Genomic DNA, 26,808 nt, shown 5'->3' on the forward strand with positions numbered 1-26,808 from the left:
TATCAATTGGAAATTGATTAATTCTGTTCTACTATATAAATTCCTCATTCAAATTCTTTTATTGGAGTAAATAATTTATAGAGATCATTTAAAATTAAGCTTTTGATTTTTACACTTGCCTCAGAAATTCTCTTTTATTAAAGTAATTAATCATTATTTTTTCCCCCTTCACCATCCCATAAATTTTCATATAAAATTTCATTTTCCCCAAATAGCTCCTCGTTTTGTGAATTGACCTTTCAGCATTTTTAAGAAAAGAAAGGAGGCTATATTAATAAAGATTAAAAATCAAAACGAACCATTTTTTTTAGATTTATGCTTCTTCATTGAAATTTTTAAAGTAGTTTTTTTCAGTTTTATTTTATTAAACACTAGTACTTTACAAGGGGTAGGAAATTCACGTTTATGTGACTATTGTTATGTTTAGAATAGCATCAATGTAAAAGCTTTATAATGAATAAAATAAGTGATATTTCTTTATTTGTTATGGGTAATTTAATTAAACATCCTAATAAATTAATATTATTTTAATGATGTTTATATTAATAAAAGACTTACATTAGCATATCACCAAATTGAGACATAGATAACGAAAAACCATTAAAACTCCCTAACCATGGGGAATTCGTATATTAAAACTAAATGAACAAAATTAAACTTCTATGAAAAATGTGCCTACCCGCAAAAATCTTAAACACCTGTTCAGGATGGATGAGATTTTAAATCCCAACCTAAACAAATTTTCCTTTACTTGCCAAATCGGCTCTTCCCAACTATTGAGTATTAAAAGGCATTGATCATTTACTCCTAAACAAACAGTAGAATTCACCTAGGGTGAGACTATTCTTCATCATACCCAATGATTGTATAATCAGTTGGGCGGGATAGCTCATTTCTATTTTTAAAATATAAAAACATGGAAGAGAATAATTCAAAAACTCATCTTCAGCTGGATGATCAGCTTAAGAATAATGATATAGCTGTTATTGGAATGTCATGTAGGTTTCCCGGTGCGGATAATTACCATGATTTTTGGGAAAACCTCATGAATGGAACCTTTAGCGTAACAGAAATTCCAGAGTCTCGCTGGGATTGGCGTGATTACTACGGAGATCCCGCTTCAGATATCCCTAAAACCAATAGTAAATGGGGCGGATTTATCAATGATATGGATAAATTTGATCCGCTGTTTTTTAATATATCGCCTAAGGAAGCTAAATATATTGATCCCCAGCACAGGGTATTTTTAGAAGCGGCGTGGCATGCGGTAGAAGATGCAGGATACAGCACAGAAAGTTTATCAGGCAGAAAAGTAGGAGTATATGTGGGGGTTTCCAAAAATGATTATGCAGAAATGCTTCAGTCTACTCATCAGGAGATCAGCTCGTTTGTTTCTACAGGTACAGTGCATTCTATTTTGGCGAACAGGGTTTCTTTCTTCCTAGATATCAGAGGAAAAAGTGAGGTAGTAGATACAGCGTGTTCAAGTTCTCTTGTGGCACTGCATAATGCCATTCGTGACATCCGTTCAGGAAATTGTGAATCTGCACTGGTAGGAGGAGTAAATGCATTGATTACTCCTACAATGTATCTGTCTCATGGAAAATCCGGAATGCTTTCTTCCGAGGGAAAATGTAAAACATTCGATGAAAGTTCAGATGGATATGTACGGGGGGAAGGCGTAGGTTGTATTTTTATAAAACCTTTGACAGCAGCCATAGCAGATAATGATCATATTATCGGAGTGATTAAAGGAACTGCAGTTAATCATAACGGCCGTTCCAACTCATTGACGTCTCCCAGTGTACGTGCACAGGCTGAAGTTGTAAATGCAGCGTTGGAAGATGCAGCTTTAGAAGCCGGAAACATAAGCTATATTGAAGCCCACGGTACTGCAACTCCTTTGGGAGATCCCATCGAGATCAGTGCTTTGAAAAAAGTATTCAGCGAATACGGAACAGAAGAAAATATCAATTGTACTCTGGGCGCATTAAAAACCAATATCGGCCACCTTGAAAGTGCTGCCGGTATTGCCGGACTTATTAAAGTTTTACTGTGTATGCAGCATGGGAAAACGCCAGGAATTTTACATCATCAAAAATTAAACCCTTACATCGATTTAAAAGGAAGTCCTTTTATAATTCCTACTGAAACTAAAGAATGGAAGCCTTCAGAAAGCGGAATTCAAAGTGGAGCATTGACAGCCGGGGTAAGTTCTTTTGGAATGGGCGGAGTAAATGCACACGTGATTTTGCAGGCATATGAAGGAGAGCAAACCAGAAATATAGAGAAAGAAGTAAAGAATTATACCATCCCATTATCAGCAAGAACCGAAAAACAATTAAAAGCATATGCTGAAAGAATTACAGACTTTATAAGAAAAAATAATACAACATTACGCATTCAGGACATTGCATTTACCCTACAAAATGGTAGAGATACAATGGCTGCTAAAGCTGTTTTTGTTGTTTCTGACGTGGAAAATCTTATTAAACAACTAGAGGAGTATATTTCCACAGGAAAAATTAACAAAACCGAGACGGATGTTGAAAATCAATTGGCTGATGGTGTGAGAATTTCTTTACCGGGCTATCCTTTTGAAAGAAGAAGATGCTGGATGGATGCTGCTTCTGTTTCAGTGTCCACTTCAAATTCACCAATTGTTCAGGAAGTAGGATCACCATTGATGCAGTTTTCAAATAAAGACCAGCAGCAATGGGAATATGAAACACTTTTAAAACCAACAGATTATTTCATTCATGATCATGTAGTACAGGGAGAATGCATGATGCCGGGGGTTGCCTACCTCGAAATCGCTAGATCTGTTGCAGAACAAGCAAGTGGCCGTACGGTTCATGAATTGAATGATGTTTGCTGGATGCATTCAGTAAAAGTATACGAAGAAAATGTTTCTTTACAGATTAAACTTACACCAGTAAATACAGGGTTTTCATTTGAAATCACGACAAAAGAAGGAGTTCATTCCAATGGAAATATTTCCCTGAAAAGTAACACTGATGTCGCAGGATCTATTGATTTACAAAAGATAAAACAACGTTGCTCTATTCAAAAAACATCAGAAGAAATCTATGAGGAGTTCGCTAAAGAAGGCTTGTCCTACAGAGAAACCTTTCAAACGATAATCAATGGTTTCTTTACAGATGATGAAGCAATATGCCTATTAAAACCCACTACAAAAGAAAATCCGGTCTCGTCAAAAGTCTGGGAACCCTCTTTATTCGATGGAGTTTTTCAAACCGTGGTAGGGTTATGTATTTGGGGAAATGTTGATAAACAGCATCAGTTGCTGCCATTTTATTTAAAAGCAGTTCGTTGTTATGGTAATCTGTCAGACGCTCATTACGCCTATGTTAGAAAATCAGATACCTATCACAGCGGAAACCGATTTTCTTTTGATATGTTCTTGTGTGATGAGCAGGGAAATATCATTCTGGAATTTAATGAATTTGTAAAAAGATCCTACAAATCCGGAACAGCAACCATCGAAGAAACGGCTGTACCTGTAGTAGAAAGTCTGCATTATACAGCAGACTGGCTGGAGAGGCCATTGGGAATTCATGCAGAAAGACCTGCTTCCGTTATTATTTTTGATACCGACGAATCCTTGTATCAAAGTATAAAAGAGAAACATTCTTATACAACACCGGTTTTAGTTTTGCCGGGAAGCTCTTACGAGAAAAAAGATCAATATACTTACCAACTGGATGGTACAGATGCCGCTTCTTTCAAAAAACTAACTAAAGATTTGGCAGAAGACGGAATTGTTACAGATACCTGGGTCTACAAATGGGGGATGAGCCGTGGTGAGCAGGTAGCCGAAAATATGCAGGATATCTATGCATTATTATATCTGTCACAAGCTTTAATTACCGCTGAATATTCAGGACGTATTAAGCTGCTGTTTGCTTACAATCATAACGATACAAAATCTGCAGCGATACAACAAATGGCTGGAGGGTTTGCCAGAACATTAGCGTATGAAAACCCAAGAATTTCCATTCTGACACTGGGGATCAGCGAAGAGGATAAATCTTCTTATCAGGAAATTATAATTCAGGAGATGACTCATTATGTGATGGCTCCTCTTCTGGAAGTAATTTACCGTAACGGAAGAAGGCAGGAGAGAACCATTGTTCCGGTACAACAATTTAACAGCACCTCATCAGAGCTGTTGTTAAAGGAAAAAGGATGCTACATCATTACCGGAGGAACCGGAGGTTTAGGAATGGTATTCGCGGCTTATCTGGCAGAAAACTATAAAGCAAATATCATATTAATCGGTCGAAGCGCGAAGAATGATGTCATTGATGAAAAACTTCAGAAACTGCAACAACTTGGAGGAAATGCAATCTACTACAGAGCGGATGTGGCTGATAAAAGAGCACTTTCGGCAGCTATTTCCAGAGTCAAAAAGAAATATAAAGCCATCAATGGGGTTATTCATGCAGCGGGGCTGATTGAAGATTCTTTCATCATCAATAAAAAAGCAGATTCATTTGAAAGGGTGATCACTCCAAAAGTATATGGAACCATCCATCTGGATGAATGCCTTCAGAAAGAAAAATTAGATTTCTTTATCGTATTTTCTTCAATTGCTTCATTAATGCCTAATCAGGGACAATGTGACTATGCTTCCGCCAACAACTTCCTGGATCATATGATGGAAATCAGAAACAGAAGAGAAATTGCAAAAGGAAATCAGGGAATCAGCCTGGCCATCAACTGGCCTTTGTGGGAAAGTGGAGGAATTACCGTCTCCGATGAAGAACGAGAACATTTATGGCAGGTTTTCGGGATGAAACCAATGCTCAATGAAGATGCATTAAAAGGCTTCCTGAAATTATTAAGCACAGACAATACCTCAAAATCTGGTCAGGCAGTATTGATTGAAGGAATTGCTGCTAAAATAGAATCCCACCTTAGCGTAGAACATGTATTGAATAATGTTCAAAGTGAAAACAAAGATGCTGAAAAAGGAGATTTCTCATCCGTATTGAGAAATATGGTTGCTGATATTTTGCCTAAAAATTCAGTCATAACAAATACAGACAGCTTCAATAAACTAGGACTTGATTCTGCAGGATTAGTAAAGCTTTCTGCAAAATTGACTGAATATGTGGGAGCAACAATCAATCCGGTTTTATTGATTGAATACAATACCATCAAAAATCTTGCTGCCAATATTGCCACTGAGGTTCCTTCTTTTGATCCTGAAAAGGTGATGGAATTTCCAGCAAACGACACTGCAAAAAGTTATATAGCAACGGCTTCACTGGTAGATGCGGAAAGGTCAGACCTAAGCAGTTTATTATTTAGAAAACGCTACAGCAACGAAGAATTCTTCATGCAGGATCATGTCGTAGACGGAAAATACAATGTTCCGGGAGCCTGCTATATTGAAATGGGAAGACAGGCTGCGACATTGCTTGGGAAAAGAATATCCAGTTTATCCAATAATTACTGGCCGGAGGTATTATCTTCTGCCGGGCCGGCCATCAATGCTTTTATCCAGATGGTACCGAAAGGTTCTCTGTATGCTTACGAAATATTCAGTGAGGATACAGGTGGTCGAAAAACGGTACATGCAATGGGTGATGTGAACATGGAAGCCGTTATTGAACCTGGTGAACTGGGAACTTTCGATATTCAGGCTGCCAAAGAAAAATTTAACATACCCATAAGCAGGGAAACGGTTTATGAACAAATCATCGCGGAAGGATTACATGTAGGACCTTCTTTTATGCCGATGAAGGAATTGTGGACCAACAAAGAAGAAGCACTAGGACATCTGATCCTGCCTTTACACGTTGCAGAAACGTTACCAGATTATATTTTGCATCCGAGTATGCTAACGGGTGTATTCCAAACCGCTATTATTAATAATAAACCTAATGGTTTGGAAAACTCCAAATACATTCCGGTGGCCATCGATGAGATTGTATTTACAGGTCAGATTCCTGCTGAGTGTTATGTACATACGGTAGCACATGAGGCGAACAAAACCAAAAGTGGAATCAGAAAATTTGATGCACAAGTAATAGATACTGAAGGGAATATTATTGCTAAACTTAATGGGTTTTCAATCAAAGAGACAACCAATGCATCCAATATAATAACTTCAGCTCAATCAGCAGCTCCAAAAGTGAAAGTTGCTGAAAGTGGTGAACTTGCAATAGAACGTATTGAGAATTTATTGAAAACATTGTTACACGAAGGGGTTGGTTTGGAAGAAGAAGAAATGGATGCTGAAACTTCCTTTGAAGAACTGGGAATTAACTCCAGAATGATCATCGATCTGAATAGATTATTGGCAAAAACTTTCGGAAATTTATCCAAGACTCTGTTTTTTGAATACCGCAATATCAATGAGTTGGCAGGATATTTCCAGAAAAAACATGCGAGTGTATTAAAGGATCTTTTAGGAGAACCGGAAGAAATTGATTCAACACCGGAAAGGGTAGAAGAGATTGCTCCTGTTGGTCATTCAACAGAAAAAAGCACTGACAAAGACATTGCTATTGTTGGAGTGAGTGGAAAATATCCAAAATCGAATACACTTTCTGATTTCTGGGATTTGATGAAAAAAGGAGACGACTGCATTGAAGAAATTCCGCAGGACCGCTTTGATTATAAAGATCATTTTGACGAAGACAGAGAGAATGGCTTGTTATATGCGCGTTGGGGTGGCTTTATCAATGACGTAGATAAATTTGATCCGCTATTTTTTAATATCTCTCCAAGAGAAGCTGAGAAAATCGATCCTCAGGAAAGATTATTCCTGGAAGTAGTTTGGTCAACATTGGAAGATGCCGGAATTACCCGCGAAAAATTGACAGAGCAGTCTAAAAAAGTAGGCGTTTTCGTAGGCGCATTATGGCAGCCATACGTTAATCTTGGAATTGAAGAAACAGCCAAGGGAAATCCTGTCGCACCAAGCGGACTTTTATACAGTATTCCTAACAGAGTATCTTACTTCTTTAACTGGACAGGGCCAAGTATGGCTATAGATACTGCTTGTTCTGCATCATTAACGGCTTTACATTATGCTTGTGAAAGCATCAGAAGCGGAGAATCAGACAGCTGTATCGCTGGAGGAGTGAACTTATCGCTGTCATTGAGCAAATATTTATTCCTGAGTCAGAATAATTTCTTAGCCAGTGATGGTCGTTGCAGAAGCTTCGGGATCGGAGATGGCTATGTACCTGGCGAAGGAATAGGTGCCGTTTTGCTTAAACCTCTGGAAAAAGCAATTGCTGATGGTGACCAGATTTATGGCGTCATTAAAGGATCCACCGTGAATCATAATGGAAGAACCAATGGATATACCGTACCAAGTCCTAATTTACAGGGAGAGTTGATCCAAACCGCTCTACAGAAAACAGGAATCGATCCGCGTACCATATCTTATGTAGAAGCCCATGGAACAGGAACTTCTTTAGGAGATCCTATTGAAATGACAGGCCTTTGTAAAGCTTTTGATGAATATACGGAGGACAAGCAATTCTGTGCCATCGGTTCTGTAAAATCCAACATCGGACACCTGGAAGCTGCAGCCGGTATTGCGGGACTGACAAAAATTCTGTTACAGTTTAAAAATCAGCTTTTAGTACCATCTATTCATTCTGCGACACTGAATCCGAATATCAGTTTTGAAGATACACCTTTCTATGTTCCTCAGAATTTAGCACTATGGAAAAGACCTGTGATCATTAATCAGAACGGACAATCTGAAGAATTGCCATTAAGAGCGATGCTAAGTTCTTTTGGTGCCGGGGGAAGCAATGCTCATCTTATTATCGAAGAATTCAGAGCACCGGAACAGACTCCTAAAAATGAATTAGAACAGGATCCTGCGATTATTGTCTTATCAGCTAAAAATGAAGAACGCCTTCAGGAACAGGTGTTTAACTTAAAATATAGTTTAGAAAAAGATAACAATTTATCATTGGCGGATATCGCTTATACTTTACAAACAGGAAGAGAAGCCATGGAAAACCGGGTAGCTTTTGTTGTGAAGGATATTCCATCATTAATAAGTGTACTGGATGACTTTTTAAAAGATACAGATTCTCAAAAAACATATACAACAGGAATCTGTAAAATAGGAACTAAAGGAGAAGAAAAATCTACCGAAGTTCAGAATAGGATCAATGCCGGAGATTGGGCTGGAATTGCTGATCTATGGATAAAAGGATTCTTATTCGACTGGAATTTGCTTTACGCTGGAAAACAACCTCGTAAGATCAGTCTGCCTACCTATCCTTTTGCAAGGGAACGTTATTGGCTTCCTACTGCTGAAGGAAAATTGAACCCAACAGGGAAAACGATCGAAAGAACACTACATCCGTTGGTTCACCAGAATACTTCGGACCTGGATCAACAACAATTCAGCAGCACTTTTAGTGGCGAAGAATCATTCTTAGCGGATCATCAGGTACGCCATAAAAAGATCTTGCCTGGAGTTGCTTATCTGGAGCTGGCAAGGGCTGCGGGCAAATTCAGTACCCATCAGCAGGTTACCCAACTTAAAGAAGTGAGCTGGATCAATCCTTTCTGGGTTCATCAATCAGAAACACTTCACATAGGATTACACCGCGATCAGGAAGATGTGGTTTATGAAATATACAGTGGTCATGAAGACACCCTGATTACACATAATAGCGGAAGACTTTCCAATATTTTAATGGCTGCTCCTGCAAAAATGAATATTCAGCAGCTTAAAAAAGACTGTGTCAATGAAATCACAGGATCACAATTATATAACGCTTTTGATTTAGAAGGATTAAACCTGAAGAGTAGTTTTCAGCAGGTAGAGACTTTATATGTGGCAGAAGAATATGCTTTGTCAAAAATAAAGTTGGTGAATAATGAAGGTTGTGTATATCCACCTTGTATTATGGATAGCCTTCTTCATGCCATTTATGGTTTAATGGATTCTTACGCATTGGTATTGCCTTTTTATGCAGGAGAAATTAATTTTTATAAAGGACTTGAAGAAGCTCAGGAGCTTTGGGGGTATGCGGTGAGAAAAAAAGAAGGAGATAACGACAAGGTTGTAACTGCTGATTTTTATTTATTAAATGAAAATGGAGAAGTATTATTATCCTTTAAAGACTTTATTTTCCTGCCTTTGGGTAGCAAAGATTCTGATCATTCGGGAAGAAAAATTTCCTTAAATGAAAAAGGAAAAGTGTCCTACTATCAACAGGAATGGAAAGAAGAAGCTTTAAGCTCAGAACAACTTGAAACCACCAATCAGATGATTCTTATTGCCGGCGGTGCCATTGATTTGTGCGATAAACTGCAGGAAGAACTGGGACAGGAAGTTATAGCCATCAACCAGGAAAAGCCAGTGGCTTTCTTCAATTCTGTATTATCTAAAATAAAAGAAAAAATAAAGGAGAAAGGGCGTACTCAAATTACAATCGTCTGTCAGAACAGTGATTATCCGGAATATGGTTTTGTATCCGGATTGCTTAAAACAGCACATCTTGAGTATCCTGGAATTACAGGTAAAGTACTTTCTGTGGATCATTTATCCGTTAAGAATCTTGAAGAACTTACTTCAATGATTGAAGCGGAGCAAAATAATAAAGATGTTGAGGTGTCCTATTCTGGAGGGGTAAGAGCAGTGAAAAAATCAGTGTCTGTAACTTTTGACTCCCAAAATACAGAAGGTATAACCTTTAAAAAAGGAGGGGTTTACCTTTTAACGGGTGGTGCAGGAGGCTTAGGTTTGAAGATCGCAGAGCATATTTGTAGTAAAAATAATATTACACTGGTACTGACAGGAAGAAGTGTATGGTCTGAAACCATTAAGACTTCATTGTCTAAAATACCTGGAGCTGTTTATCATCATTGTGATCTAAGCAATTTTGAAGAAACCCAGAAATTGATACATCTTATTAACCAGGAATATGGTCCGTTAAATGGGGTTATTCACAGTGCAGGTGTCCTTAAAGATAGTTATATCGTCAACAAAACATCTTTACAGGTGGATGAGGTTTTTGCTGCTAAAGTAGAAGGAACGAAAAATATTGATGAAGCCACCAAAGATCAGCCACTAGATTTTATGGTATTCTTCTCCTCTATAACGAGCATTAAAGGAAATGCCGGACAGGCGGATTATGCTGCTGCCAATGCTTATATGAATACATATGCGACTTACCGAAATACAGAAAGGAATGGTAAAAAAGCAAACGGTAAAACCTTAAGCATCTGCTGGACCTTATGGAAAGAAGGCGGAATGCAGGTGAATGAAGAAGACATAAAGCATTTGGAAACACACCTGGGATCACTTTCACTTCCATCCACAGAAGGTCTTAAAGCTTTTGATACTTTACTTAAAAATGGAAAAGGAGAAATTCTGGTTACCTACGAAAGTATTCATGAAGATGTACAGGTTTCTAAAATTAAGGTAGACCATGCTCCAATAGCTCAAGTAGCTATTGATCAATCTGAAATAGCAGAAAAAGTTTCGGGCAAAATTATCGAAACAGTAGCAGCATTGTTGAAATTAAATCCTTCGGCAATTAAAAGAGACAAAGCATTTGGTGATTACGGTTTTGAGTCTGTTTCATTAACCAGATTTGCCCGCCAGTTAAATGCATTTTATGAGCTTAAATTATTACCCACTGTTTTTTACAATTATCCGACGATCAATGATCTGAAAGATTTTTTAATGGAAGAACACTATGCGTCAGTAGCTCAACAACACAGCTCATCTGTAGTTGTAAAATCAGAAGAGGTTCAACCTGCTGCTATCACACACAAACGAGTTGCTTTCAATAATGAGGGACGTACTTCATTACCAAAAACACCTGTGAATGTCATCAGTAACAATACCGATACAACACAAAAAGCAGTTGCTATTATCGGGATTAGCGGACGTTTCCCTGGGTCAGATGATTTAGATGCTTTCTGGAAAAATATCAGTCAGAATAAAGATCTGATCACTGAAATTACCCCAGACCGATGGGATTGGAAAGCGTATTACGGAGATCCGTTAAAAGAAAAAAATAAGACCAAAGCAAAATGGGGTGGACTGATCTCCGACATTGATAAATTTGATCCGTTATTCTTTAATATCTCTCCGCGTGAAGCTGAATTGATGGATCCACAACAAAGGATCACTCTGGAGGCTGTATATCAGGCTCTGGAAGATGCAGCAATTGCACCGGATAAGATCAAAGGAAGTGACACCAGTATTTTTATTGGAGTTTCCACTTCCGACTATTCTATGTTAGTGAATAATCAGTCTGATTTAACAGGACAGGGGCACTATGCAACCGGATCGGTACATTCTATCCTGGTCAACAGAATATCTTACTTATTGGATATTAGAGGAGCCAGTGAGCCGGTTGATACGGCGTGTTCTAGTTCACTGATTGCCATTCACCGTGCAGTAGCACACATCAGAAACGGAGATAGCAAAATGGCAATTGCCGGAGGGGTGAATGCACTCCTTTCCCCGGAACTGACTCTTTCATTCAGTGAATCCGGAATGCTAAGTGTAGACGGGCGTTGTAAAACATTTGACGAAAGCGCCAATGGTTATGTACGTGGTGAAGGAGTAGGAGTGGTGATCTTAAAATCATTGGAACAGGCCGAAGCAGATGGTGATCATATTTATGGAATTATCCGTGGAAGCGCAGAAAACCATGGTGGAAAAGCCAATACACTGACTTCTCCAAACCCGAATGCTCAAAAAGAACTGTTGGTTAAAGCGTATACCAGAGCAGGAGTTCATCCGGCAGATGTAAGCTACATAGAAGCTCACGGAACAGGAACTTCGCTGGGAGATCCCATTGAGATAGAAGGATTGAAACTTGCTTTTAATACTTTATATAAACAAAGAAATCAAACTCCAACAGAAGCTGCCTATTGCAGTATTGGAAGTGTCAAAACAAATATTGGCCACCTGGAAGCCGCTGCAGGAATTGCAGGGGTAATGAAGGTCATCCTGGCGATGAAACATAAAACACTGCCTGGAAATCCTCATTTGATTCAGACCAACCCATACTTAAATCTGGATGGAAGTCCGTTCAGGTTACAGCAAAATACAACCGATTGGAATGTTTCTAATAACAAGCCAAGAATCGCTGGAATCAGCAGTTTTGGTTTTGGAGGAGCCAATGCCCATTTAATTATAGAAGAATATATTCCTGCTAACAGAAAAGAAACTGTGGAAGGACAGCCTGCTGTTATTTTACTGTCTGCAAAAAATGCAGACCGGTTAAAAGCTAAAGTATTGCAGTTGAAAATGTTCTTGCAAGCCCATCCAGATACTGATTTACACGAACTGGCTTATACTTTACAATCAGGGCGTGAAGCAATGGAAGAACGTCTTGCATGGATTGCAGAAAGTCAGGAAGACTTACTGACTCAGTTAGAAAATTATACCAATGGCAATAACTTCGGATTCTATCAGGGAAATACCAATCAGGAGCAGATCGGTTTCCTTCTCGAAGGAACTGCGGGTAAAGCCTATGTGGAAACAGCCTTCAAAAATAATGAAATCAAAAGCCTTGCCCAGCTGTGGGTAAAAGGAATTGATGTTGATTGGAAACTATTGTACACAGATATATTACCAAAACGCATCAGTCTCCCTGTTTATCCATTTGCGAGACAACGATACTGGATCCCTGATTCTCCTAAAAGAGTACTGCATACACAAATAACAGAAAATCATCTGCATCCTTTGTTACATACGGATGAATCTAATGATAAACAACAGCAATACGCGGCAGTATATAATGGAACTGAATCTTTCCTTGACGATCATATCGTAAGGGATGAGAAAATACTTCCTGGAGTAGCCTATCTGGAAATAGCTAGAGCAGCAGGGGCTTTGAGCTCCCAAAAACAAGTGGTAAAATTGAAAAATGTGAGTTGGCTGAACCCGTTAAAACTGGAAAGTGGAACAGTTTCTATTGCTATTGCATTGGAACCAGAACAAACAGGTCTTAATTACAAAATTTATAATCAGAAAAATAGCCAGCTTCTTTATGGAAACGGTTTGATCATGACCGGTGAAGCAGAACCTCTGGGAAGATATGATCTGGAAATGATGAAAGCGGCCTGCACAAAGGTGATTCCGGGAGCAGAAGTTTATCACAATTTCAAAGAAAACGGATTGAACCTTGGGAAAAGCTTCAGAGGAGTTGCCAAAATTAACGTAGGAGAAGGTATCGCTTTATCAGAGATCCGTCTTGAAGAACTGGAAGGCTGCATGTACACACCAGGTATTATGGATAGTCTCTTGCATACTATTTATGGATTGGTTATTTCCGGAGGAGAAGCCTATTCATTGGAGTTACCCTATTTTGTAAAGGAAGTACATTTTTACCAGCCTATAACAGACGCTTCGGTATTGTGGGGCTATGCCAGAAAAAGTGAAAATTACAAAGACGGTGATCAGGTCGTTGCATACGATCTGGATCTCCTGAATAATGAAGGAGATGTATTGTTGAGCTTCAAAGATTTTGTGGCACTTCCTCTGGATGGTCTTGAAACTACTATACAGGAAGATACTAATGACGAAACTGTTGAAGGATCGGTTGAAGAGCAAATAGCAGCTCCTGTTGAAGCGAGTCTGCTAAAGAAAAAAGCAACCGATAAGATCATCAGTATTGTTGCTGAATTAGTAAGAATGGAACCTGCCGAAATTGAAAACGATAAAAAGTTCGGAGATTATGGATTTGATTCCATTTTATTAACCCGTTTCAACAATGAGCTCAACGGTTATTATGATCTGGATCTGATGCCAACGGTCTTTTATAATTATGCAACCATCAATAAACTGGCTGCATTTATGACAGAAGAATATACGGAGGCGCTCACTGCATTACACGGAGAAGCTCCTGCTGCTCCAATAGCTAAGCCGGTTGAAAAGATCACTATAAAAAAGACTGCTTTTTCAACAATGGTGGCAACACCTGTAAAGCAACCTGTAAAGCAGTTCAATCCTTATCAACCAAGACCACAATCTGCCAATGAACCTATTGCCATTATTGGGATGAGTGGACGCTTTCCGGGATCACCGGATCTGGATACTTTCTGGAAAAATATCAGTGAAAATAAAGACCTGATTACAGAAGTTCCTGCAGATCGATGGGATTGGAAAAAGTATGACGGAGATCCTCTAACGGAAAAGAATAAAACCCGATCCAAATGGGGAGGTTTCCTTACCGATATCGATAAGTTTGATCCTGCATTTTTCAGTATTTCTCCAATGGAGGCTGAGCTAATGGATCCACAGCAACGTATTCTCATGGAGTCAGTATACGAGGCGCTGGAAGACGGTGGAATTGCTACAGAAAGCATTAAAGGAACCAATACCGGAATATTCATAGGGGTTTCTGCCTCTGACTATCTGATACGCCTTCGCCATGAAACTGATTTAGCAGGGCAAATGCATACCACTACAGGCTCCGTACATTCCATGATGGTGAACAGGATTTCCTATTTACTGGATATCAACGGACCAAGTGAGCCGGTAGATACGGCCTGTTCAAGTTCATTAATTGCCATCCACAGAGCGGTTGAAAATATCAGAAGCGGGATGTGCAATATGGCCATTGCAGGAGGGGTGAATGCGTTGCTTTCTCCTGAACTGACCCTTTCTTTCAGCCAATCAGGAATGTTGAGCAAAGACGGGAGATGTAAAACTTTTGATCAAAGTGCCAATGGGTATGTAAGAGGAGAAGGAGTAGGAATTATTGTCCTTAAATCATTGAAACAGGCCATTGCAGATGGTGATCCTATTCATGCGGTGATCAGAAGTACCGCAGAAAATCACGGCGGAAGAGCGAACACCTTAACTTCACCTAACCCGATTGCACAAAGAGATCTTTTGCTGCATGCTTACCGCAGTGCCGGAATCGACCCGCGTGATGTGAGTTATATTGAAGCTCACGGAACCGGAACACCTCTTGGAGATCCAATAGAAGCAGAAGGATTGAAGCTTGCTTTTAAAGATTTATATACAGATAAAGGGCTTCAACAGCCTTCGGAACCGCATTGCAGTATCGGAAGTGTAAAAACCAATATCGGACACCTGGAATCTGCGGCAGGTATTGCAAGTACCATTAAAGTACTGTTGTGTATGAAGCACAATACATTGCCAGGAAATCCACACTTAAAAAATCCTAATGAATATCTGAAATTAAATGGAAGCATCTTCCAGCTGCGAACAGAGACAGGTCCGTGGCTCACATCCGATAACCGCCCTAAAATTGCAGGAATCAGCAGTTTCGGATTCGGAGGGGCCAATTCACATATTGTCATTGAAGAATACCGACCGGCTCAGATAAATCCTTACCAGGAAGAGACTGAGGCAATCATTATACTTTCAGCAAAAACTAAAGATAATCTAAAGCAACAGGCGAGTAATCTTTTAGATTTTGTTCAAAAAAATCCTGAAGCGAATCTCTCTGATATTGCCTATACCCTGCAAACGGGAAGGGACGAGATGGAAGAGAGACTGGCGCTGGTCGTAGCCAATACAATCGAATTGATGAGCAGGCTGACAGACTATATTTCAGGAAATTCAGAACATGGATTTACAGGAAATATAAAACAGGATAAAACGGGTTCCGGAAATGCCTATATCAGTATTGCCATTGACAATAAAGATTTCATTTCATTGGCAGGTTTGTGGGTAAAAGGAGCATCTGTAGATTGGAACCTGTTATATATCAACGGACGCCCTTCGAAAATCAATTTACCAGTGTATCCGTTTACCAAAAACAGATACTGGATTCCTGTCAGTTCATTCCTGCTAAAAACAATGGCAAATACCAGAATTCATCCATTACTGCATATGAATGAATCGGATTTAAATGAACAAAAGTATACCAGTATTTTTACAGGAGAGGAAGTTTTCCTGAGCGATCATAAAGTAAGAAACGAAAAGATATTGCCGGGAGTCGCTTATCTCGAACTGGCAAGAATTGCCGGAACATTGAGTACAGGCCAAAAGGTAACACAACTAAGGAATATCAGTTGGGTCAATCCGATTTCCATCGTGGATGACTATGCAAAGATTTCAACCGCGATTTATAGGGATGGTGATCAGCTTTGTTATGAAGTCTACAACGATGAGGAAGTTATACATGGTAACGGTCAGATATTGACCGATAAGCTGATCCAGCCGGAAAATATGGATATCAATGCTTTGAAAGCAAAAGCAAATAAGGTACTGGATGGGAAAGGAATGTACAATGAATTTTTGGCTGCTGGACTTGATCTCGGTACTGCCTATCAGGGAGTTCAAAAGATGTATGCAGATGACTATGGCTGTTTAGCTAAAATTAATCTGACCAGCCTTGAAGGCTTTATGTATACTCCTGGGATTCTTGATAGTATGCTCCATACCATCTACGGTTTCCAACAGCTTAGTGACGAAACTTACGCATTAGCACTTCCTTATTTTATGGGAGAGATGAGCTGCTACCAGACATTGGAAGGCCAATCATTGTGGGCTTATGCACGAAAAAATAAACAAACCAAATCAGAAGATAAACTAGCAGCATATGATATTGATCTGATCAATGATTATGGTGTCGTTTTAGTGAGTTTCAGAAACTTTGTAGCCCTTCCGTTAGATGGTTTTAAACCCACAAAGTCTGTTAAAAAAGATACTGATACATTTATCTATCAGCCGGTTTGGGAAGAAATGGTTGCAAAAGACTCCTCCAAAGTACTTGAAACTGAGAAACAGTTCATTTGGCTTGCAGGAGGTACAGATTCATTGGCAGAAAAATTAAAAGAAAGATTGGGAATCCCGGTACAGACCATTGCAATCGATCAGCCAATCGAATATTTTACTACAATACTTGAACAGCTTAAAAGTTATCTGAAGAAAAATGCTTCAGTGCATATCACAGTGGTTTACCCAAATCATCAATATCCACAGGCAGGATTTATTACCGGTTTGTTAAAAACGGCAGTTCAGGAAAATCCTGGAGTTACCGGACAGACCATCGGTGTGCATAGTTTAGATCCTGACTTCCTGGCAGAATTATTGAAAAATGGATCAGGTAAAAATGCTGAAATCCGTTATGATCAGGGTATTCTCAAAACAAAACAGTTCAGACCGGTAGTAAAAGATATTCTAGCCGTAGATCAAATGGCGATTCGTGAAAATGGAGTATACCTTATTACAGGTGGTGCAGGTGGTCTCGGACGTATTTTTGCGAAGCATTTAAGCAAAACTAAAAATGTAAAAATTATCCTGACAGGCAGAAGAACTGCAGATCAGGAGATAGAAAAATTACTGTCTGAAATTCCGGGAACGGTATATTATCCATGTGATATTACAGACTATCAGGATACAGAGCGATTGCTTACAACCATCAAACAAACCTATCAGGGATTGAACGGAATTATCCATAGTGCCGGAACCCTGAGAGATAGTTTTATTCAGAATAAAACCCAGGAACATTTCCAACAGGTACTCCATCCTAAAATTACAGGAGCGCAGGTATTAGATGAAGTAACAAAAGATGAACCTCTTGATTTTATGATGTTCTTTTCATCTGTTTCAGCAGTTACAGGAAATGCAGGGCAGGCAGATTATGCATCAGCTAACACCTACCTGGATCATTATGTTGAATACCGAAACGAAGCCACTGCCAAAGGACAGAGATCAGGAAAAACGATCAGTCTGAACTGGCCATTATGGAAATCTGGTGGAATGCAGGTAAGTCCAGCGGGAGAAAAATATCTTGAAAGCCAGTTTGGGATGATCCCAATGGCAACAGAAACAGGTCTGGAGATGTTTGATCTTATTCTGAAAGCTCAGTCAGGACAATATGCAGTGTATTTTGGCAAAGAAGAAGGAATTTCCAGAACGACAGGTAATGCAGTGGCAGGAACCACTCAAAAAAATGTTTCAGTACCTAAAAGTACAAATGAAAACGCAGGTGGTTCAAAAACGGCGAAAGATAAGATCGTTAGAGAAGTGAGTGGAATTGTAGCCAAACTACTTAAAATGGATGTTTCTACGGTTGACCAGGAAACAGAATTTGGTGAATATGGTTTTGATTCCCTTTTAATGACCCAGTTTACCAGTGCTTTGAATAATTTCTACGATCTTACATTAATGCCAACGGTATTTTACAACTATCCGGCTATCGGGGTGTTTTCAGAATTCCTGATCAAAGAATATCCAAACCTTGCAATAGAAAGTGAAAGTGCTTCTAAGGTTGGTACTCCAGTTCAGTATTCAACTCAGTCTGATCAGTTTTCCGGACGTAAAAACAGAAAACATTCTTTACAATACAACAGCTCACCAGTAAAGGCAGCTCAAAAGCCAGCTGAGGAAGGAATTGCTATTATAGGGATCAGCGGACGTTTTCCGGGATCACCTGACATCAATACTTTCTGGGAAAGGATTAAAAACAATGAAGATCTGATCACAGAAATCCCTGAAGACCGATGGAGCTGGCAGGAATATTACGGAGATCCTCAAAAAGAAAGCCGTAAAACCAAAGCGAAATGGGGTGGATTTATCAGCGATATCGACAAATTTGATCCTTTATTTTTCAATATTTCGCCTAAAGAAGCTGCTTTAATGGACCCGCAGCAAAGGATTACCCTTGAAGCGGTATACCACGCTTTGGAAGATGCAGGAATAGCCACTTCCGCATTAAGAGGAACCAATACCGGAACCTTTATCGGAGTATCTGCGGTGGATTATTCCATGTTATTGAATAACGGAACCGATCTCACGAGTCTGGCACAATTTTCTACCGGTGCCGCTCATTCTATATTGGTGAACAGAATTTCTTATCTGTTGGATATTCATGGACCAAGTGAGCCGGTGGATACTGCGTGTTCAAGTGCATTAATTGCCATTCACCGCGGTGTGGAGCACATCAGAAACGGACATTGCGATATGGCAATTGCAGGTGGAGTCAACGCCATACTATCTCCGGAACTGACACTTTCCTTCAGCAGTGCAGGGATGTTGAGTGAAGATGGAAGATGTAAAACTTTTGATCAGCGTGCCAATGGCTATGTTCGTGGAGAAGGAGTAGGAATTGTGATCCTGAAATCTTTAAGTAAGGCTGAAGCTGATGGTGATCATATCTACGGAGTGATCCGTGGAACGGCTGAAAACCATGGTGGAAGAGCCAATACGTTAACCTCTCCGAATCCCAATGCACAAAGAGATCTATTGGTAAAAGCATACCGAAATTCAGATATCGATCCACGTGATATCAGCTATATAGAAGCACATGGAACAGGAACAGCACTGGGTGATCCTATAGAAATTGAAGGTCTTAAGCTTACATTCAATACATTGTATGAAGACAAAGGACTTCAGCAAACGCAAAAAGCATATTGCAGCATTGGTAGTGTAAAAACAAATGCTGGACATCTTGAATCTGCAGCCGGAATGGCCGGACTCGCAAAAGTACTGATGGCCATGAAGCATAAAGTTTTACCTGGTAATCCGCACTTGCAAAATCCAAATGCGTACTTACAGATGGAAAATACTCCATTCCGTTTACAGAAAGAAACTACAGAATGGACTAGCGAAGGAAATAAGCCAAGAATTGCCGGGATCAGCAGTTTCGGATTTGGAGGAGCTAATGCACACATCATTATTGAAGAATATCAGCCATCAAAAATGGCTCATAAAATAGAAGGCAGTGCTATTATTCCATTATCGGCAAAAACAAAGGATCAACTTCAACAACAGATTATCAATCTTAAGAACTATCTTGAGTTGAATCCTCAGCTTGATGTACATGATGTCGCTTATACTTTGCAAAATGGGCGTGAAAAGATGAAGGAAAAAGCGGTATTTATAGCGGCTGATACTAAAGATCTTATCAACCTTCTTTCTGAAAAAAAAGATCTGAATACTCCTGTTTGCAAACCGGAAGAAAATAATACGAGTTTAATTTCAATGGCAGAAAACTGGTTAAGCGGAGCATTAAAAGAATGGTCTGCGTGTTATCCGGGTCAAAAACCTGCCAAAATAAGTTTACCAGTGTATCCGTTTGCACGTAACCGTTATTGGATTCCGGAAGGAAAAAAGACAGTAGTTGTTTCTGTAAAAGAGTCAGATCAGGAACTATTTGAATATTCTTCAGAAAACATAACAATAGAAGATACAACTGAATCTGCTGATCTAAAGACTAAAACAGTTCAGGATAACAGCTGGCTGATGGCAAAATTAATTCAGATCGCAGCAGCAACTATTGTATTGCCTGAAGAAGATTTTGATACGACCACTCAGTTTAAAGACTATGGTTTTGATTCCATTATGGGTGTTGAACTGGTAAACAATATCAATTCCGAACTGAATATCACCATCAAAGCAACTGATTTATACAGTTATCCGAACATTAATTTAATGACGGATTATGTGTTAAAGAATTTCTCCGAAGAATTGCAGGCTCCTGTTGAGGTTCATCACTATGCTGTTGCAGATAAAAACATATTAACCGAAAAGAAAAGTCAGGCAGTTGAAAATAAAACCTCAACGCATTCTGATTCCGCCGCTGAAATTGCGATTATAGGAATCAGTGGACAATTTGGAACAGCCAATGATCTGAATGAATACTGGAAAGTATTGGCAGAAGGGCAGTGCCTTGTCAAAGAGATAAAGGATGAGAAATGGACGAGAGATCATAACAGTGTTGAAGGACAGACAAGATGGGCAAGCTGTTTGGAAAATCCGGACTATTTTGATCCTTTATTCTTTAAACTTTCAGGGTCTGAAGCAGAAATGATGGATCCTATGCAGCGGTTATTCCTTGAACATAGCTGGAAAGCTATTGAAGATGCAGGAATTGATCCAGACTCCCTTTCAGCCTTGAAATGCGGCGTATATGCAGGAGCAGGACACAGTGATTATATCGCTGGAACTGAAGGAACTTTACCTTCGGCACTTTGGGGAAATTCAAGTGCGATATTGGCCTCAAGAATTTCTTATTTCCTTAATTTAAAAGGACCTGCAATAGCAGTCAATACAGCTTGTTCAAGCTCTTTGGTTGCAATGGATCTTGGATTTAACAGTCTTCAAAGAGGCGACACAGATCTTGTTTTAGCGGGTGGTGTTAATATTATCAATTCTGCCCATTCACATGATATGGCGGTAAGAGCGGGTATGTTGTCTGCAGATGGACGATGCTACACATTTGACAGCAGGGCTAATGGTTTTGTGATGGGAGAAGGTGTTGGTGTTGTTGTTTTAAAAAGGCTTGCAGATGCAGAACGGGATAATGACCGTATTTATGGAGTGATCAAAGGAAGTTTAACTAACCAGGATGGAACAACCAATGGTATTACTGCTCCTAGTGTAGTATCTCAGGAAGAACTGGAGAAAGAAGTGTACGATCGATTTAATATCAATCCTGAAACCATAACTTATGTTGAAGCTCATGGAACGGGTACGGGATTGGGAGATCCTATAGAATTTGAAGCTTTAAATGCATCATTCAGAGCGTATACCAATCAACAGAATTTCTGCAGTTTGGGAAGTGTGAAAACCAATATCGGTCATGCATTGGAAGCTGCCGGAGTGGCCAGTGTTTTAAAAGTACTTCTGGCAATGAAACATAAACAATTGCCACCTAGCATTAATTATGAGACGCCTAATGCATTAATCAATTTTAAAGGGAGTCCATTTAAAATACAGGATACATTAACCGATTGGAATACACCGGCTCATACAAAAAGAAGAGCGGCCATCAGCAGCTTTGGCTTTAGTGGAACCAATGCGCACATGGTGATTGAAGAATACATCCCTCTGGAAAAGAAAGAGGTTAAGCATAGTGGAGAAGTATTGATCATCTTGTCAGCTAAAAGCAGAGAACAATTAATTGTACAGGCTGAACAGCTTGTTAAACATATCAAAAATGAACCATTGATCAGCTTGTATGATATTGCCTACACCCTGCAGGTCGGAAGATCAGCGATGGAAGAAAGATTGGCTGTTCCAGCGAAAACAATTGAAGATTTAGTTAACCGTCTTACTGATTTTACAACCGGAAAAGGAGGACATTATTTTACTGGAAATATTAGACAGCATAAAAAAGAAGTAAACAGATCTTCTGAAGCATCTGCGATTCAAAATGCTTTAGCAAATAAAGCCTGGACGGTTGTAGGAGAATATTGGGTAAAAGGATTTCCCGTAAAGTGGAATGTACTATATCAGGAAACTAATTGTAATAAAGTTACTCTGCCTAATTATCCTTTCGCAAGAGAAAGATATTGGCTGAAATTTGAACAGAAAATAGCTACAAGTTCTGCTATTACACATCCTTTATTGCATCAGAATAATTCCAGTCTAAAGAATTGTTTGTTTAGCAGTCTGCTCAATGGAAGTGAATCTTTTTTAAGAGATCATAAGGTCTTTGGAGAGCAGGTTCTGCCTGGAGTAGCTTATCTTGAAATGGCTCGTGTAGCAGGTGAGCTGGGTGCTGAGGTTTCAATAGCTCAATTAAGAGAAGTGAACTGGTTACAGCCTGTAAAAGTTAATGCTGAATCCGTACAACTTCACATTAATATTGAAACTTTACATGATGAATGGACTTATAAAATCTATTCAGGTCCAGATGAGAAACAACTGCACGGACAAGGAATAATGGGATCGGTTTCCAGCTCAGTTCCTCAGATTAAAAACATCAATAAGTTACGAAATAGCTTTATTTCAAAAATGGATAAAGCGGCCTATTATGAACTGTTCAGATCCATTGGATTGGACTATGGAACAACCTTCCAGGGAGTTCAGGAGGTTTGGTATAATGCGGAGTCTGCATTATCAAGAATTGAACTCACTCCCGAAGCTGGATTTACTTTATCTCCTGGAATGATGGATGGGGCATTACAAACCTGTATGGCGATCAGTCTTTCTGATCAAAGTCAGCAATTGATGTTGCCATTCAGTGTAAGGGAAATCAATATCTATAAGCCTTTATCCGAAGAAATCTGGTGTTATGTTAGAAAAAACAGTTCAGGTAAGCAATCCAGCAGTTATGAGATTGAAATGCTGAATAAGCAGGGAGAAGTTCTCATCAGTTTCACTGAGTTGGTGGTTTTAACATTAGAAAACAACAACAGTACATCTTCGGTGACTCATGAGAATAAACGTCAGAATACGGTAACCACAGAGAATGGTATTGGATTACACCTGTATGCTAATGACTGGCAGGAAGCAGGTGTAGAGGAATTTAATTCAAAAAGAACAAACTCATCAGTTGCTCCTTTGGTATTTCTGGCGGGTGGTTCTGCGGTATTAGCAGAGAAGCTGGAAGAGAGTCTGGAATGTGAAGTAAAGATCATTCACGAAAATGCTCCGGAAGAAACTTTTATTCAGATTCTTGAAGAAATACAGCAAAGAAAACCTGTAGGGCAGATGATTCAATTGGTATATCCTGCCGGAGAAGGAATCGACTATAGTTTTCTTTCAGGATTATTGAAAACAGCTGTACAGGAAAGCTTAGTGTCTGCAGGAAAACTAATTGAAGTAGAAAATCTGTCGATTAACGGATTGGATGAATTAGTAAGGATCTTACAAATTGAACAGTACAATACAGATGCTGAAGTTCGGTATCACCTTGGAAGAAGAGAAGTTAAAAAACTGAAAGCTTTAAACAAAACCGACAATCAAGAGGTAAAAACAACCATTAAAGAAAATGGTGTCTATCTGATCACCGGAGGTGCAGGTGGATTGGGATTATTATTTGCAGATTATTTCAATCAGATTGCAGGGACAAAAGTAATATTGGTCGGAAGAAGTGAGCTTAATGTTTCACAAAAAGGCAGATTAAGAGAATTATCCAACACTGCTTACGAACGATGTGATATTACTGATCTTGGAAGCGTAACAGCTTTAATTGGAAAAATTAAAAATGAATATGGCCACATTGATGGTATCATTCATAGCGCTGGGGCAACCAGAGATAGCCTGATGATCCATAAGACAGCAGCCGAGGTTAGAGATGTTTTCTCTGCTAAAGTGAAAGGAGCTAAAAACATTGATCTGGCAACCAAAAATGAAAATCTTGATTTCACGGTTTATTTTTCATCATTAGCTGGGATATTCGGGAACACCGGACAGTCAGATTACGCATCAGCTAATTTGTGGCTGGATCATTTTGCTTCCCATCGCGAAATGGAACGTCTTCGTGGAAAAAGAACAGGAAAAACAGTAAGCATCAATTGGCCATTATGGAAAGAGGGCGGAATGCAGATCAGTGCAGAACAGGAAAAATATATGGCGCATCATTTTGGTTTATGGCCAATGCTGACAGCTGATGGACTTCATGCTTTTGACACTTTATTGAACAGCAATTTCAATCAGGGAATTGTTATCTATGGAGATCCTGAAAAACTGGGAATAGAAAAGGGAAGTTCACTGCCTCAAAAAGAAATAGCAAAAGAAACCCCGGTTTTCCAGGCTGATGACGATTTATATGAAGCATCTATAGAATATATCGGGACACTGATAGCCGGAACTTTAAAGATCCCTGTAGCCAAATTACAGCAGGATATTCCTTTCGAAGAATTCGGTATCGATTCTACCATAGTCGTAAGATTGACCAACCTGCTGGAAGAGAAATTGGGTAAGGTTTCAAGAACCGTATTTTTTGAGTGTCAGACCTTGGGTGAATTGGTTTCTTATTTCCTGAAAACCCACCGAAATGAACTTCTGAAGCTAACAGGATCTGCAGTTGAACATAAGAAAGTGGCTTTCACAGACCAGGCAAAAAATATACAATCTACAGCATCGAATAAGGCAGTAGATCAACGAACAGAAACTCCTGAAAAAGAACTTCCTAAATCAGCCATATTATCAGAAGATATAGCCATTATCGGATTGAGTGGAAAATATCCTGATGCTAAGAATCTGGATGAGTTTTGGGAGAACCTTAAATCCGGAAAAGACAGCATCAGAGAAATTCCGGAAGACCGATGGAAGATCAGTGATTTTTATGATCCTGTAAAAGGTAAAGAAGGTAAAACTTATAGCAAATGGGGTGGATTTATGGAAGATATCGATCTTTTTGATCCTCTATTTTTCAATATCTCTCCAAGAGAAGCAGAAATCATGGACCCTCAGGAAAGACTTTTCCTACAGACAGTATGGGAAACCATGGAAGATGCAGGGTATACAAAAACCAAACTTCAGGGGAAAGTAAATGAAATAAGCGGTATGTCAGGACAGGTTGGAGTGTACGTGGGAGTCATGTACGAAGAATATCAGTTATTTGGAGCAGAAGAAACCGCAAAAGGAAATCCTACCGCTTTATTGGGTAATCCAAGCGGTATTGCCAACCGGGTATCTTACTTTTTCAATTTCCACGGACCTAGTATGGCAGTAGACACCATGTGTTCTTCTTCTTTAACGGCAATTCATATGGCTTGTAAAGATTTACAGTCAGGAGAAATAGAAATGGCAGTTGCTGGAGGAGTCAATTTAAGTCTGCATCAAAACAAATTTTTAATTTTAAGTGAAGGCGGATTCGCTTCCAGTAAAGGAAGATGCGAGAGTTTTGGAGAAGGAGGAGAAGGCTATGTGCCGGGTGAAGGAGTTGGAGCAGTACTATTAAAACCTTTAAGCCGTGCTGTTGCTGACGGTGATCGTATCTATGGCGTGATTAAAGGTACCGCAGTAAACCATGGCGGCAAAACCAATGGATATACAGTACCGAATCCAAAAGCTCAGACTGCAGTCATTAAAGCAGCCATGAAAAAAGCAGGAATTCAGCCTGAAGATTTCAGCTATATCGAAGCACATGGAACAGGAACAAGTTTAGGAGATCCTATAGAATTGACAGGATTAAAAAATGCATTCGAATCTGATACTAAACAATTTTGCAGCGTAGGTTCCGTAAAATCGAACATCGGGCATTGTGAATCAGCAGCAGGAATATCAGGATTAACAAAGGTCTTGCTTCAAATGAAGCATCGTCAATTGGTTCCTTCTCTGCATTCTGAGGTGCTTAATCCAAACATAGATTTTGAAAACAGTCCGTTCAGAGTACAGCAGTCTCTGGAAGAATGGTCAACACAAGATAATAAGGCACGGATCGCTGGAATCAGTAGTTTCGGTGCAGGAGGAAGTAATGCTCACATCATTATTCAGGAATATGTAAACTCTCAGCCTGAGAATCGCAACGTTTCCGGACCGGCAATTATTGTATTGTCCGCTAAAAATGGAAACAGACTCCGGGAGAAGGTTTCAGATCTGAAGGATTTTGTTGAAAGACAGACAGAAATTAACCTTTATGACCTTGCCTACACTTTGCAAACAGGAAGAGAAGCGATGGAAGAGCGTTTAGCATTTTTAACAGAAAACAAAGCTGATCTGATCACCCAGCTGAATAACTATCTTAACCATCATTTTGAAGGATTGCTTACAGGAAATGTCCGTAAAGATGATGCTGGAATCATGCTGGAAGGAAAAGCTGGAAAAGCCTATCTGGAAAGTGCTCTTCAGGAAAAAGAAAGCCATTCTCTGATTCAATTATGGATAAAAGGAGCCGTTATCGATTGGAATCTGCTGTATCAGGACATTCAACCATCCATCATTGGTTTGCCATCTTATCCTTTTGCAAAGGAAAGCTACTGGTTTGCCAAAAAAGAAGAAAATTCTGTACATCAGACTATTCAGGTACAACCTGTAATACAAGTTCGGGAAGAGCAAAAGCTGCATCCTCTTTTACACACCTATAAAAAAGAACCTACATTTTAAATGATAGTATGAAACACCCATATCGCAGCTTCTTACTACACAGGGAAACGAGTATGGGTGTTCCATCA

General features: G+C 39.3%; 1 protein-coding gene. It reads left to right on the forward strand.

Annotation, left to right across the window (positions count from 1 at the left end):
- Positions 1–916 precede the first annotated feature (916 nt).
- A complete protein-coding gene (locus ACQ76T_RS03065) occupies positions 917–26,740 on the forward strand; it encodes an SDR family NAD(P)-dependent oxidoreductase (protein ID WP_431341876.1) in 25,824 nt (8,607 codons plus the stop codon).
- The last annotated feature ends 68 nt before the right edge of the window (positions 26,741–26,808 follow it).

Source organism: Chryseobacterium sp. JK1 (assembly GCF_050632815.1).
Taxonomy (GTDB): Bacteria; Bacteroidota; Bacteroidia; order Flavobacteriales; family Weeksellaceae; genus Chryseobacterium.

What these genes read in the sequence shown, in the direction of transcription:
- ACQ76T_RS03065 (WP_431341876.1), top strand. Translation starts at nt 917, where the DNA reads ATGGAAGAGAATAATTCAAAAACTCATCTTCAGCTGGATGATCAGCTT.